The sequence below is a fragment of the Pseudomonas sp. NPDC088322 genome (assembly GCF_044740745.1).
GTDB lineage: Bacteria > Pseudomonadota > Gammaproteobacteria > Pseudomonadales > Pseudomonadaceae > Aquipseudomonas > Aquipseudomonas shirazensis.
Genome location: NZ_JBIURK010000003.1, coordinates 19,762 through 31,911, shown reverse-complemented (window position 1 = coordinate 31,911; position 12,150 = coordinate 19,762). Strand labels below are relative to the sequence as shown.

The 12,150-nt window shown below is 65.0% G+C and carries 13 protein-coding genes; 4 read left to right on the top strand and 9 right to left on the bottom strand.

Features of this window, described 5'->3' with window-relative positions; translation table 11 throughout:
- Positions 1 to 7: 7 nt before the first annotated feature.
- Positions 8 to 679, top strand: coding sequence for a tetratricopeptide repeat protein (locus tag ACIOAU_RS07800; protein WP_401181182.1), 672 nt, complete (start codon positions 8 to 10; stop codon positions 677 to 679).
- Positions 680 to 728: 49 nt separating this feature from the next.
- Positions 729 to 989 (top strand): DUF3613 domain-containing protein, encoded by a 261-nt coding sequence (locus ACIOAU_RS07795; protein WP_401181179.1) that lies wholly within the window; start codon positions 729 to 731, stop codon positions 987 to 989.
- Here the strand turns inward: ACIOAU_RS07795 and ACIOAU_RS07790 are convergent.
- Complete coding sequence (locus ACIOAU_RS07790) at positions 986 to 1,783, bottom strand: response regulator transcription factor (protein ID WP_150573720.1); 798 nt, start codon at positions 1,781 to 1,783, stop codon at positions 986 to 988. The genes ACIOAU_RS07795 and ACIOAU_RS07790 overlap by 4 nt on opposite strands.
- 97 nt (positions 1,784 to 1,880) lie before the next feature.
- A complete protein-coding gene (locus ACIOAU_RS07785; RefSeq protein ID WP_103435924.1) occupies positions 1,881 to 2,351 on the bottom strand; it encodes a prepilin peptidase in 471 nt (156 codons plus the stop codon).
- 75 nt (positions 2,352 to 2,426) lie between these two features.
- Here ACIOAU_RS07785 and ACIOAU_RS07780 point away from each other — a divergent pair, with 75 nt between their 5' ends.
- Positions 2,427 to 2,870 carry a TadE/TadG family type IV pilus assembly protein gene (locus ACIOAU_RS07780; RefSeq protein WP_181089662.1) on the top strand — a complete coding sequence of 148 codons (444 nt, stop codon included), beginning with the start codon at positions 2,427 to 2,429 and terminating at the stop codon, positions 2,868 to 2,870.
- Positions 2,867 to 5,503: an ATP-binding protein gene (locus ACIOAU_RS07775; RefSeq protein WP_401181175.1), complete on the top strand. Its 2,637-nt coding sequence runs from the start codon at positions 2,867 to 2,869 to the stop codon at positions 5,501 to 5,503. Before ACIOAU_RS07780 ends, ACIOAU_RS07775 begins: the two co-directional genes overlap by 4 nt.
- On the opposite strand, the gene ACIOAU_RS07770 is transcribed toward ACIOAU_RS07775, so the two are convergent.
- From ACIOAU_RS07770 to ACIOAU_RS07740, 7 genes are all read right to left on the bottom strand, one after another.
- On the bottom strand, positions 5,488 to 7,437 hold the full coding sequence (locus ACIOAU_RS07770) for a pilus assembly protein TadG-related protein (RefSeq protein WP_401181172.1): 1,950 nt from the start codon (positions 7,435 to 7,437) through the stop codon (positions 5,488 to 5,490). The genes ACIOAU_RS07775 and ACIOAU_RS07770 overlap by 16 nt on opposite strands.
- Positions 7,438 to 7,563: 126 nt before the next feature.
- Complete coding sequence (locus ACIOAU_RS07765) at positions 7,564 to 8,133, bottom strand: DUF4136 domain-containing protein (protein ID WP_401181169.1); 570 nt, start codon at positions 8,131 to 8,133, stop codon at positions 7,564 to 7,566.
- 20 nt (positions 8,134 to 8,153) lie between these two features.
- On the bottom strand, positions 8,154 to 8,786 hold the full coding sequence (locus tag ACIOAU_RS07760) for a DUF4136 domain-containing protein (RefSeq protein WP_401181166.1): 633 nt from the start codon (positions 8,784 to 8,786) through the stop codon (positions 8,154 to 8,156).
- Between the two features lie 22 nt (positions 8,787 to 8,808).
- Positions 8,809 to 9,558: a methyltransferase domain-containing protein gene (locus tag ACIOAU_RS07755; RefSeq protein ID WP_401181164.1), complete on the bottom strand. Its 750-nt coding sequence runs from the start codon at positions 9,556 to 9,558 to the stop codon at positions 8,809 to 8,811.
- Positions 9,555 to 9,860, bottom strand: coding sequence for a MazG-like family protein (locus tag ACIOAU_RS07750; RefSeq protein WP_401181161.1), 306 nt, complete (start codon positions 9,858 to 9,860; stop codon positions 9,555 to 9,557). The genes ACIOAU_RS07755 and ACIOAU_RS07750 overlap by 4 nt, the downstream gene beginning before the upstream one ends.
- Positions 9,861 to 9,920: 60 nt before the next feature.
- Complete coding sequence (locus ACIOAU_RS07745; protein ID WP_188035269.1) at positions 9,921 to 10,784, bottom strand: MaoC/PaaZ C-terminal domain-containing protein; 864 nt, start codon at positions 10,782 to 10,784, stop codon at positions 9,921 to 9,923.
- 2 nt (positions 10,785 to 10,786) lie between these two features.
- Positions 10,787 to 12,139, bottom strand: coding sequence for a 3-oxoacyl-ACP reductase (locus tag ACIOAU_RS07740; RefSeq protein WP_101316142.1), 1,353 nt, complete (start codon positions 12,137 to 12,139; stop codon positions 10,787 to 10,789).
- Positions 12,140 to 12,150: the final 11 nt, after the last annotated feature.

Genomic DNA, 12,150 nt, shown 5'->3' with positions numbered 1-12,150 from the left:
AGGGCTGATGAAGCGATTGATGGTACTGCTGGGCGTGTTCGCCCTGAGTGGTTGCGCCGGACAGGCGCCTGGCGGCCTGGCACAGATGCTCGGCAGCGGCGGTTGCGCCAAGCCGGACGCTGACCAGCAACTGGCGCTCAATCTTGCCGATGAAATGCTCAATGAAGGCCGCCCGCACGCGAGCCTGGCGCACCTGCAGGAGCTGCCTGACAGCCTTGCCCAGGTGCGCCTGCGCAAGGCCAAGGTGTCGCGCCTGCTTGGTCGCAGCGAAGCCGAGCCGTTGTACCGCAGCCTGCTCGGCGGCTGCCTGGCGGCCGAGGGCGAGCATGGTCTGGGCCAGTTGGCCTCTGCCCGCGGCGATGATGTGCAGGCGCTGCAGAACCTGCAGCGTGCCGTGCGCCTGGCACCGACCGATGAAAAGGTGCGCAATGACCTGGGCGTGGTGCTGATGAGTCTGGGCCGGCATGAACAGGCCCGCTTCGAGTTTCTCACGGCGCTGGAGCTCAAGGACGACAACCAGTTGCCGGCAGTCAACCTGGTGACCTTGTCGCTCCTGCAGGACAACTGGCAGCAGGCGGCTGATCTGGTCGCTCGATTGCGCCTCAAGCCGCAGCAGTTCGCCGAGGCCCAGGCGCGGGCCAAGCAATTGCAGGCCATTGCGCGGGCGCCACTCAGCTGATCGCCAACGCCAGCGGCGCTGGCAACCGGCCTATATGGAGACAGTCGTCATGCTCAAATCGTTGATCCTGCTTGCCTGCATCGCCTTCCCAATTGACGCGTTGGCGGCTGAAACCACCTATCCGCCGCAAGCCGAGACTGCCACCGAAGCACTGCTGCGGGTGCAGTCGAGCAATCAGCAGGCGTCGAGCAGGCCCCAGCAGCAGACTGCTCGCGAACGCGACCAGTCCATGCAGCGCTGGCTGGACAGCTACAAGTATCAGATCCCGGACTTCTTCCGCTGGGAGAAGGTCAGCTCCGAGAAAAACTAGTGGGTCGTGAAGCGCTGGTGCAGTGGTGACATACGCGGCGTCAGGGCCAGGGCCAGCTGGGTGCGGTTGTGCATGTGGGTCAGGCGCAGCACCTGCGAGACGTACAGCTTTACCGTGTTCTCGGTGATGCCCAGCTCGCAGGCAATCTGGTAGTTGGTCTTACCCTTGCTCACAAGCTTGGCCACTTCCATCTGCCGTGGCGACAGCTTATCGAACACTGCCGGCAGCTCGCCCTCGCTTTCCGGCGCATCGCCAGCGCGGCGGTGCACACCCTGGCCACGGGCCTTTTCCAGGTCCTGATAGAGGTCATCGATCGAGTCGGCCAGATACTGCAGACGCTCATTCAACGTGCCCAGCTCGCGGAAGTTGCGCCGCCGCTCCAGCAGGGTCTGCTCCAGCCGGCGTACCCCCGTCAGCAACTCGTTCAGATCCATGGGTTTCTGGTAGTAGTCAGCAAAGCCTTCGCGCAGGGCACGGATGACGTCCTGCTTGTCGGCGCGGCCGGTCAGCATGATCGCCTCGAACATGCGCTGGCGCCCGGCCTGCTCCTTCAGGGCGCGCATCAGCTCGATACCATCGCGCTCCGGCATGTGCAGGTCGCTGAGGACCAGGCCAATGCCATCGTCGGCCTGAAAGTGCTCCAGCGCCTCCGCCATCGAGTGGGCGGCAAAACAGATGTAGCCTTGATTCTCGAGAAACTCACACAGCTCTTCGACGATTACCGGCTGGTCGTCGACTACCAGCACCTTCACCTCGCTTACCGATTTGCTCACGATCAACTCCCTGTTCAACATTTGCCGCTCCAATGCCAGACCTGCTCACGCTATGGACAGTAGTCCGACCTCGTGACTATGTACAAAGCTTGTACAACTTATGCGACAGCAGGTCGCGCTATTGGATCCATACGGATGCCAGAAGGAAGCCGACCAGCACGTACGGAGCAAATGGCTGCTTGTCGCCAACCTGTTCGGCGAGGGTCTGCAGGCGTTTTTTCACTTTGGGATTGAGCAGGCTCCATAATCGCCGACGCGTCAGCAGCCAGAGCAACACAGCCACGCCGGCGCCGATGAAGGTGCCGAGTACGTAGTAATGACTGGTGGCCAGAGCCAGGGCGCCCATCAGCTTGACGTCCCCCGCGCCGAAGCGCCCGAGCATATAGCCGGGCAAGGTCAACAGCATGACGATGGCCAGGGCCCAGCCGGCTTCACTGGCATCGGCGCCGATCCAGCTCTGGCCGGTGGCGAACAGCCAGGCCAGGGCGCAGGCAGCCACGCCCAGGGTGAGCGTGTTGGAAATCTGCCGTTCACGGACATCCTGTTCAGTACACAAGGCCAGCCACATCAAGACAACTATGCTGTGCATTGGCAAATCGCCATCCCTATTCGTTGAACACTTCTATGCTCAGAGGCAGGTTTCATAGTCAGGGTAGACGCGAACATGCAAGCAGGCCCGGCGGGACGGCAAAAAGGCGCAGCAGCCATCGAATTTGTCGCTGTATTCATGGTGTTTTTTGCAGTGTTCTACGGGCTGGTCAGCTATGCGCTACCGATGCTCATGCTGCAATCGTTCAATCAGGCCAGCAGCGAGGCGGTACGCCGCTGTGTGGCCCTCGACCCCACCAGTGCCTCGTATGCCACTGATGTGCAAAACGTTGCCCGTCAGGCCATCGACCAGCAACTGGCGTGGATGCCGGCGGCGCTGGGCTTTCGCTCGGCCACCGATGCCCAGGTCAGCCTAGCGGCGAACAAGCTGCTGACGGTGACCATCGACTATCCCCGTGAGCGCCTCACCGCGTTGGTGCCGGTGCTGCGCTTGCCCTTGATCGGCGAGGTGCCACGCCTGCCGGCGCGGCTCAAGGCCGAAGCGAGTCTGCAGCTATGAGCGGCCTGTTCGATCGTTGGCGCACGGCGGCCGAGCCGGCCGCAGACTATCACCCACCGCTGCCGATCGGCCTGCAGGTCTGGCTGGACGATCAAGCGCGGGTATTGCGCCTGGCCGGCCCGCTGCGCAGCGTGCTCGCTTTGCCCAAGCCGGGCGCCGGGCGACTGCACGATTACCTGCAGCGGCGCAGCTGGCTGGTGATCGAAGGGGCGCCGGCCGATTGGCAAGGGCAGCCACTGGACCTGGATTTTCATGGCGTGCTTGGCCAGCCATTGCACACCCGCGGCTGGCTGCTGCGCCAGAGCGAGGGCTGGATGCTGCAGCTGTTCGATATCGGTGACCTGCTGCACGAACACGCCAGCACGCAGCAGCAACAGGTCGAGCAGCAGCTTGCAGCCGATATCAGCCGTGCCCTGCGCGACTGCAGTGAAGCGCATCTGCAGCAAACCGTCAGCGAACAACTGCAGCGCCTGGCCGAGCACTGGCAAGCGGCCTCGCTGCAGTTGTTACTCTGCGACGATCAACCGTGGCGCAGCTATGCCCGCAGTGACGCAACCTGGCCCTGGCCTGCCCCCAGCCGTTTGCAGCCGTGGTTGGCGCAGTTGCCCTCGCAGGGCTTGCTCGATGGCCCTGCGTCTGCCGAGTTGCAGGCGCTGTGTGCCGACCCCAGCCTATGCCTGCTGCCTTATCGGCAAGGGCCGCAGGTGCAAGCCTGGCTGCTGTGCGCCGGTGTCGCCACGCCGCTGCACGGCGAGCCAGCACAGGCCCTGATGCAGGCGCTGCTGCAACCGCTGCTGGGCCACCTGCACCACGCCCGCAGCGTGCATCAGGCGCGGCATCTGCAGCAACTGCAGCAGCAGTTGGGCGCGGGTTGGTGGGAGTGGTCGCTGAATGGCCCGCTGCAGCTCGACCCATGCCTTGCCGCCAGCCTTGAGCTGCCTGCGCAAGTGAGCCTGGAGCAATGGTTGGCGCGGCTGCATCCGGCCGACCGCGAACCGCTGCAGTTGGCGCTTGAGCAAGCCTGGGCGGGCCGCGAGCTGAGTGTGAGCCTGCGCCTGCCGGGCACTGACGCACCGCGTTGGTTGCATTGGGCAGGGCAACTGCAGGGCCGCCAGTTGCGCGGCTTCATCCTCGACGTCAGTGCGCTCAAGGCCCAGGAGCTGCAAACCAGCGCCGCGCGGGCCCGGCTGGAAAACCTGATCGCCAGCTCGCCGGCAGTGATCTATGTGCAGCGCTGCAGCGACGGCGCGCTGCACAGCGAATTCTTCAGCGCCAGCTTGCAGCCCATGCTTGGCTGGGCGGCCGACAGCGAGCAGGCGCGCCAGCCTGGCCTGGCCGTGCACCCGGATGATCATGCGCTGTGGCTGCAACGCACCCGCGACCTGCTGCGCGAGGGTCAGGCCCGCTGCCGCGTGCGCCTGCGCGACAGCCGCGGCGGTTATCACTGGATTCTTGATGAAGCGCGCTTGCTGCGTGATGACCTCGGCCAGCCGCTGGAAGTGGTTGGCCTGTGGCTGGATGTCAGCGAGGCCACCGAAGCGGCTGAGCGCGTGCGCCAGAGCGAAGAGCGCTATCGGGTGCTGGTAGAAGACTCGCCTGCGATGATCTGCCGCTACCGGCCTGACCTGAGCCTGATGTTCGGCAACCGGCCATTGGCCGACTACCTGCAATGCACGCCGGAGCAACTGGTAGGGATGGATCTGGGGCAGTGGTTGTCGCCGGCGCAGCGCGCAGCGTTTGTCGAGCGGCTGCGGCAGCTGACCCCGGAGCAGCCGCTGAGCAGCAGCGAAATCTGTCTGCAGCTGCCCGGCCGCGAGCACGCCTGGTGGATCTGGGCCGACCGCGGCCTGTTCGACGAGCACGGCCAACTGCTGGAAATCCAGGCCGTCGGGCGCGACAACACCGAAGTGCGGCGCAGCCAGCAGCAACTGCTGCAAGGGGCCAAGATGGCGACCTTGGGTGAACTGGCGACCGGCCTGCTGCACGAGATCAATCAGCCGCTCAATGTCATCCGGATGGCCACCGTCAACACCATCAAGCGAGTGGAAAGCGGCCTGGCCGAAACCGACTACCTGTTGGAGAAGCTGCGCCGAATCGAGGCGCAGACCGATCGCGTGGCGCGGCTGGTTGACCATATGCGCGTGTTCGGCCGGCGCTCGGAGGTAGAGCGCGAGTGGTTCCCGGCCTGGACCGCAGTGACTGCTGCGGTGGCGTTGCTCGATGAAGGCCTGCGCGGCAAAGGCGTGAGCGTGCAGGTCAGCGTGCCAGATGAGCAGCCACAAGTGCTTGGCCATCAGGATCAGCTCGAACAGGTGGTGATCAACCTGCTGGTCAACGCCCGCGATGCATTGCTCGGGCTGGGGCGGCGCGACGCGGCGATCAGCCTGCACCAGAGCCTTGAGCCGGGCAGCGTAGTGCTGTGGGTGCAGGATAACGGCGGCGGCATCGATCCCCAGCTGCATGAGCGCATCTTCGAACCGTTCTTCACCACCAAGCCTGCCGGCGTCGGTACCGGCCTTGGCCTATCGGTCAGTCATGGCATCGTCAGCGCCATGGGCGGCAGACTGCAGGTGAGAAACCAGGGCGACGGTGCCTGTTTCTGTATTCGCCTGCCATGTCACAGCATCAGCTGAGCGCGGCCCCCGGAGCAGGTCAGGTTGGCGCCCACGGCCGCGTTGTTGAGGTCGATCCCGAGTACCTTCAGCAGGGCGTTGACCAACGGATCGAGGAGGGGGCTGAGCAGGCTTTTGATCACTGGCTCCAGCAGCAGCTTGACGCCGTCGAGCAGGCCGGCGGTCAGCACCAGAATGTCGCCCAGGGCGCTGTTGCTGGTGGGCTTGTAGGCCTCCAGATGAATCCCCATGAGGGTGTCGCTGAGGCTGGCGACCACCAGGGTGTCCGCCAACGGCAGATACGCCGGCGCCAGGCCGATGTTCGGAGGTTCGCTGCTGGCTTTGAACAACAACGGCAGGTCCAGCGGGCCGCTGCCGAGGACCTTGCTGTTGACCCGCACACCGATGCCGCCACCGGCATACGGCACCCGGGTGCCGCACGAGGGCGGCAGGATCAGCAGGCGGCTGCAATAGTTGGTACCGATGTCGATCAGCGGCAGCGCCTTGACTGCTGTGGTGCCTTGGGTGAAGAAGGTCTCAGGGGTATCGAATTTGCCGACCGCGATTTTTACCGCTGATTTGCGCGACGCTGTTTTCAGGCTCTTGGGTGAGCAACTGAACGCATCCGCCGCAGTGGGCGTGAGCATCGCGCTGGCCTCGGCCACTTCCAGGCCGATGTCGATGTGCAGCTTGTCTTCGAGCAGTTTGATGTCGCTGACCTTGCACGGTATCCCGAGCGCGCAGCCTACCGATTGCAGCGTGCCGGACAGATTGAGGCTGAGCAGGTTGTTGAGGATATTGGTCAACGGCGCGGCCAGGTCGAGCACTGCATTGAGCAGCCCGGCGATGCCACCCAGTAGCGGCAGGTCAAGGGAGATCAGGGCCCGGATCTGCGCAGTGTGAACAGCCAGTTGATCCTTGCTCGGGTCGCCGATTGCCGAGATCTGCTGCGGCTCGATCACCTTGATGCGCACGCGGCCGTTGAGCAGCCCCAGCACGCTGAGCGGCAGATCGGCGGTTACCGCGCTGTCCCTGGCGGCCAGCTGGATCACCCCCTGCACCAGTTGCAGCAACTGGACGTTCGCATCCAGGCCGGCTTGGGCGGTGCCGTTCTTAATGTTCAGCAGTTCGCCCAGATTGAGCAGGGTACCGTTGGCGCTGCCGGCCGCCAGATTGCCCAGATTGGTCACTACATCCGCTGCAGCGCCGCCCTGCTGCAAGACCTTGGCGGCGGCGTTGAGTAACTGGCTCAGGGTAGCGTCGGCGTTGAGCAGTTGCTGGTAGTCGCCGGCATTGACCTTGAGGTCGATGGCCAACTGATCGAGGTATTTGAGCAGGTTGATGTTGGTGTCGGCGACACCCTGCCAACCGGCGAGGCTGAGCTGCGCACTACTGCCAAGCGCACTCAACAGGCCGTTGAGCAAGCTCGACTGACGCGAATCCAGGTTAACCAGGGTAGTGCGAATGCGCAGCATGGCCTGGGCGGGGAGGGGCTTGGCCGCCACGGCGCTGGCGCGCAAGGTCGAGGTGGCTGGCAGCTGGCCGTTGCGCACCAGCGCGAACACGCCGCCGGCAATGCTGGTAGTGACCGTATGGCTGACATCAACCTTGATCACTTCGGCACGGGCATTGTTGCTGGTAAAGGCGCGCACGCTGTTGGCGCCGGTCTGCAGGTAGCCACAAAGCGCCTGCAGCGGATCCTCCGGCAAGTGGCCGTTGCGGGTCGCCGCAGCGCGGGCAATGGCGCTGGCTTGTGGGCCGCTGCCCGTGCACACGGCGGATTGGCCGGCGGCTTCCAGCGCCGCCATGTCGGCAATCCGCTGCAACTTGCGTTGCTCAAGATAGAGTCTGCCGCTGTCGACTACCAACAACAGAAACAGCAACGCCAGGCCGAGCGTCATCGCCGCCATCAGGCCGATTGCGCCGCGTTGGCGCAGGGCAGAACGCGTACCCACAGGCACTCCTTTGCCGACCTTCAGCCATGCAGCGTGGCGGCGGTGTCAGGAGTGTAGTCAAGGTGATGGCGAGTTGCCTTGATGGCAGCGCGTGATGCGCCACAGGCGAACCTGTGGCGCTCAGGGCTATTTGGCGCGGCCTGGTGGATACTGGCTGAGGACCTGGTCGACGGTCTTCTGAATCGCCTGGTTACGCTCTTCCGGGCTTGGCGGGTAGCGGTTCATGATCTGCTCGGCGCTGCCGCGCCAGACCAGCTTGTCATCGCGGCCGTCGAACATGTCGACCTGAATGGTCGCGACCTTGTAGTCGACATTGCGCGTTTCGTTGTACATCGGCCCGCCCCAATAGCCACCCCAGTAACCGCCCCAGCCGCCGCCATAGTTGGTGGTGATCTGCTGCTGGCGCTGCTCGACGATCAGGTAGGCGCGCAGCTTGAGGTCTGCGCGAACGTTCCCCTGGGCCAGGCGCAAGCCGCGTTGATCGAGCTGCTGCTCGACCGCCTGGCGAATCCGCTGTTCAGTGAGGTCGCTCTTGATCCGTGGATCGTCCGGACGGTATTGCAAGGCCGGCTCCTGCCAGGCCCAGGTGCGATAGCCGGCAAAATCGCGACTGGCGTCGAAATCCTGCTGGACGTTATTGCTCGAACAGGCGCCGAGCAGCAACGCCAGGGACAACACAACGAGACTGCGCAGCATGGTGGTTTCTCCGTTAAGCGTTAACTGGGAGGATAGCCGTTGAGTGCCTTGTGCACGGATTCGCGCAGGGCGCTCTCGCGGTCGCGTGGTGAGTCGTTGTCGGCGCCGCTTTCGGCGCTGGCGCTCCACACCGGCTGACCATCACGGGCATCGAAAAAGGCGATGTGCACCACCATCACCTCAACCTGGTAGGTGCGCACGATCGGCACGCTGCCGTACGCGCCGTAGCCGTTGCGGTAGCCGCCATAACCGATGCCGCCATACGGTGCGCCACCGTAGTAAGGATCGTAGTCGTAATCGCGGACCTGGCGCAGGCGTCGCTCCAGGCGCAGGTCGGCGCTGACCAACAGATCCGCCTGGCCATTGTGCGCCGGGCGCAGCCCGTGTTGATCGAGCGCGCCGCTGACGGCATCGGCCAGTTGCGCGGGGTCGGCGTTGGCTGTGCCGCTGGGCAACTGACCATTGCGCCAGCCCCAGCTGCGATAGCGGCCGTAGTCGCGTGGCGCGCTTGGGTAGGCGCTGCGATCAAAGGTGGTTGCGGCACTGGCCGGGGCGGGCGGGATCGGCTTGCCGCTGGCCACATACGGGTTACTGCCCTGGCACGCGCCCAGGGCGAAGGGCAGCAGGGCCAGGCAGACAAGACGGTTGAGCATGGTTCCTCCTGGCGCGGTGCAGTCATAGCGGGCGGCAGACCCAATGCAGGTAGCGGCCCAGGCCGGCGAAGCTTGGGTGGCGGCGGTGAGCCAGCTCCATCTCGAGCAGGTCGAGCAGCTCGGCCTTGTCCTGGAAGTCCTTGGGCATGTAGTCGTGGAACACGCGAACACCACTTTCAGTTTCGACCGCCCACAGGCCTTCAAGTTGCGCGCGCAGTTCGCGCGGATCAAGTGGTTTCTGCGGGGTCAGGCTCTGCTTCTCGCCGGCCAGGTGATTGCTGCGCAGCTTGCGGAAATGGCCCTTGAGCAGGTTGCGGTAAACCAGTCCATCGCGGTTGTAGAATGCCAGCGACAGCCAGCCACCCGGCGCCGTCAGTTGATGCAGCACCGGCAGAATGGTCTCGGGTTCGGCCAGCCACTCGAGCACGGCATGGCACAGCACCAGGTCATAAGGCTCGGTTAACTGGCCAAGCAGATCTTGCCAGGGGGCCTGGATGAAAGTCGCGGTCTGGCCGGCTTCGGCAAAGCGGGCCCTGGCGCCATCGAGCATCGGTGCCGCCGGCTCGGCGAGGGTCACCTGATGCCCGCGCTCGGCCAGCCACAGCGCCATGTGGCCAAGGCCGGCGCCGATGTCGAGAATACGCAGCGGGCGATCGGGCAAGACTTCGGCGAGGTCGGCTTGTAGCACAGCCAAGCGGATGGCACCTTTGGCACCGCCGTAGATTTTTTCTGCGAAGCGCGTGGCCAGGTGATCGAAATGACGGTCGTTCATCGAGCGAAGCGCCTTTCGCTATCGGCCAGCTTGGCCCGCACCACTTGCTCCATGTTCAGCCCCAGCTCGCTGCACAGCAACAGCAGATAGAGGACCACGTCGCCGACCTCCTGGCCAGCATGGGCGAGTTGCTCGGGGGCGAGCTGGCGCGACTGGTCTTCGGTCAGCCACTGGAAGATTTCTACCAGCTCGGCCATTTCCACGCTGGCGGCCATGGCCAGGTTTTTCGGGCTGTGAAAGCCGCGCCAGTCGTTGTTGTCGCGGATCTGGTGCAGGCGTGTGGTCAGTTCTTGCAAGTTCATCGGGGCTCTCCTAATGGCGCATAGCTTCCGGCCAGCCCCGACGTAAAGCAAGTTTGCCGATCAGTTCGGCGCAATCGGCTGCCAGCGGCCCAGCATGTGCAGCAGGTCAGCGTGGCCATCCAGGCGCAGCTCGCCTTGCGCGCCGGCAGCACTGGCGCTGAGCACTACCTCCGACGGCAAGCGCACCGGTTTGAGAAAATCCACTTCGAACACATAGCCGGCCGCCGGCAGGTGCCCGGCCAGCGCAGCCATGGCCATGGCCTTGCTCCACATGCCATGGGCGATCGCCTTGGGGAACCCGAACAGCTTGGCGGTTGGCGCACTCAGGTGGATCGGGTTGTAGTCGCCACAGACCTTGGCGTAGCGCCGGCCGATATCGCTGTCGGCGTACCAGCGGGTGACCTCGGCCAGCTCACTGGCGAGCTCGGCCTCGACCGGCTCACTGGCCGCTGCTTCAAGCTTGAGGCCGCGCACCAGCATGCGACTGGTTTCGCGCCAGAGCAGGCCGAGGCCGTCTTCGGCTTCGGTGATCAGTTCGAAGGTGCCGCCCTTGGGGTGGGGCTGCAGGTTGTCGGCATACACCGCGAAGTGCAGCCCGTCGATGGCGCCGAGCGGGCGCAGCACCTGAATGCTGTTGTGCAGGTGAACCAGCCCCAGCAGCGGGAAGGGGAAATCTGCCGCAGTCAGCAGTTGCAGTTGCAGGGTGAAGGCCATTACATGCGGATAGGTGGCCGGCAAGCGGCCGTTGTCGGTGAAGTGACACAGCCGGCGATAGGCCGCGAGATTGTCAGGCTGCACCCGCAACTGGCAGCGCAAGCCGCTGGTGGGTAACTGGTCGCCGCTGATCTTGCGTTTGCTCAAGGCCCGCAAGTACAGGCTGGCGCTGGAATCGGGGCTGTGCAGGTCTTGCCATTGGCGCGTCATGCTCATGCTCCCATCAATGCCTGGCCACATACCCGCAGGGCCTGGCCGGTGACTGCGCCGGAGCCGGGCTGGCTAAGCCAGGCAACCGCTTCGGCAACGTCTTCCGGGCGCCCGCCCTGGCCCAGCGAACTCAGACGCCGGCCAGCCTCGCGCAGGCCCATCGGCATCGATGCGGTCATGTGCGTTTCAATAAACCCAGGTGCTACGGCATTGATGCTGGCGCCGCGGCTGGCCAGGATAGGCGCCCAGGCCTGGGCCAGACCGATCAAGCCGGCCTTGCTGGCGGCGTAGTTGGACTGGCCGCGGTTGCCGGCGATGCCGCTGACCGACGCGAGCAGGATGATCCGCGCGTTGTCGCCGAGCGCGCCGGCGTCCAGCAGCGCCTGGGTCAGCACCTGCGGCGCCTTGAGGTTGACTGCCATGACTGCGTCCCAGTAATCCGGAGTCATGTTGGCCAGGGTCTTGTCGCGGGTGATGCCAGCGTTGTGCACGACGATGTCGATACCTTCGGGCAAGCCTGCCAGCAGCTGCTCGGCGGCATCACTGGCGCAGATATCCAGCGCCAGGGCGCGGCCACCCAGGCGTGCCGCGAGTGCTTCGAGGTCCTGGCGGGCCTGCGGCACGTCGAGCAGGGTCACCTCGGCGCCATCTCGAGCGAGGGTTTGCGCAATGGCCGCGCCGATGCCACGGGCAGCGCCGGTGACCAAGGCGCGGCGCCCGGCCAGCGGGCGGGTCCAGTCCTGTACCTGGCTGGCGCAGCCTTGCAGGCGCAACACCTGGCCAGAAATAAAGGCGCTCTTGGGCGACAGGAAGAAGCGCAATGCGCCTTCCAGCTGCTCGTCGGCCTCTTCGCTGACATACAGCAACTGCGCGGTGGCGCCGTTGCGCAGCTCTTTGCCCAGCGAGCGGCTGAAGCCTTCCAGCGCGCGTTGGGCGACGCTGGCCAGCGGATCGCCGAGGCTCTCCGGAGCGCGCCCAAGGATGACGACATGGGCACTTGGCGCCAAGCTGCGTAGCAGCGGCTGGAAAAACTCGCGCAACTGGCAGAGCTGATCGCTGTCGGACAAATGGCTGGCGTCGAACACCACAGCCTTGAGCTTGGGCCCTAGGCCCGCTACCCAAGGCTGCGCTTGCAGCCCATCGCCGGCAAAGCTGTAGAGTTCGTCGGTGAGCCGAGCGGCAATGGCTTCGACCCGATTGGCCAGCGGCCCGCCACCCAACACCAGCGCGCCCTCGACCGGGCGCAGGCGGCCAGCCTGCCAGCGCTCCAGCGGTGCTGGTTGCGGCAGGCCGAGGGCGTCGACCAGGCGACGGCCCAGGTTGGAGTTGGCGAAGCCGAGGTAGCGGTCAGTCATTGCGGGTCTCC

What these genes read in the sequence shown, in the direction of transcription:
- ACIOAU_RS07800 (WP_401181182.1), top strand. Translation starts at nt 8, where the DNA reads ATGAAGCGATTGATGGTACTGCTGGGCGTGTTCGCCCTGAGTGGTTGC.
- ACIOAU_RS07795 (WP_401181179.1), top strand. Translation starts at nt 729, where the DNA reads ATGCTCAAATCGTTGATCCTGCTTGCCTGCATCGCCTTCCCAATTGAC.
- ACIOAU_RS07790 (WP_150573720.1), bottom strand. Translation starts at nt 1,783, where the DNA reads ATGTTGAACAGGGAGTTGATCGTGAGCAAATCGGTAAGCGAGGTGAAG.
- ACIOAU_RS07785 (WP_103435924.1), bottom strand. Translation starts at nt 2,351, where the DNA reads ATGCACAGCATAGTTGTCTTGATGTGGCTGGCCTTGTGTACTGAACAG.
- ACIOAU_RS07780 (WP_181089662.1), top strand. Translation starts at nt 2,427, where the DNA reads ATGCAAGCAGGCCCGGCGGGACGGCAAAAAGGCGCAGCAGCCATCGAA.
- ACIOAU_RS07775 (WP_401181175.1), top strand. Translation starts at nt 2,867, where the DNA reads ATGAGCGGCCTGTTCGATCGTTGGCGCACGGCGGCCGAGCCGGCCGCA.
- ACIOAU_RS07765 (WP_401181169.1), bottom strand. Translation starts at nt 8,133, where the DNA reads ATGCTGCGCAGTCTCGTTGTGTTGTCCCTGGCGTTGCTGCTCGGCGCC.
- ACIOAU_RS07760 (WP_401181166.1), bottom strand. Translation starts at nt 8,786, where the DNA reads ATGCTCAACCGTCTTGTCTGCCTGGCCCTGCTGCCCTTCGCCCTGGGC.
- ACIOAU_RS07755 (WP_401181164.1), bottom strand. Translation starts at nt 9,558, where the DNA reads ATGAACGACCGTCATTTCGATCACCTGGCCACGCGCTTCGCAGAAAAA.
- ACIOAU_RS07750 (WP_401181161.1), bottom strand. Translation starts at nt 9,860, where the DNA reads ATGAACTTGCAAGAACTGACCACACGCCTGCACCAGATCCGCGACAAC.
- ACIOAU_RS07745 (WP_188035269.1), bottom strand. Translation starts at nt 10,784, where the DNA reads ATGACGCGCCAATGGCAAGACCTGCACAGCCCCGATTCCAGCGCCAGC.
- ACIOAU_RS07740 (WP_101316142.1), bottom strand. Translation starts at nt 12,139, where the DNA reads ATGACTGACCGCTACCTCGGCTTCGCCAACTCCAACCTGGGCCGTCGC.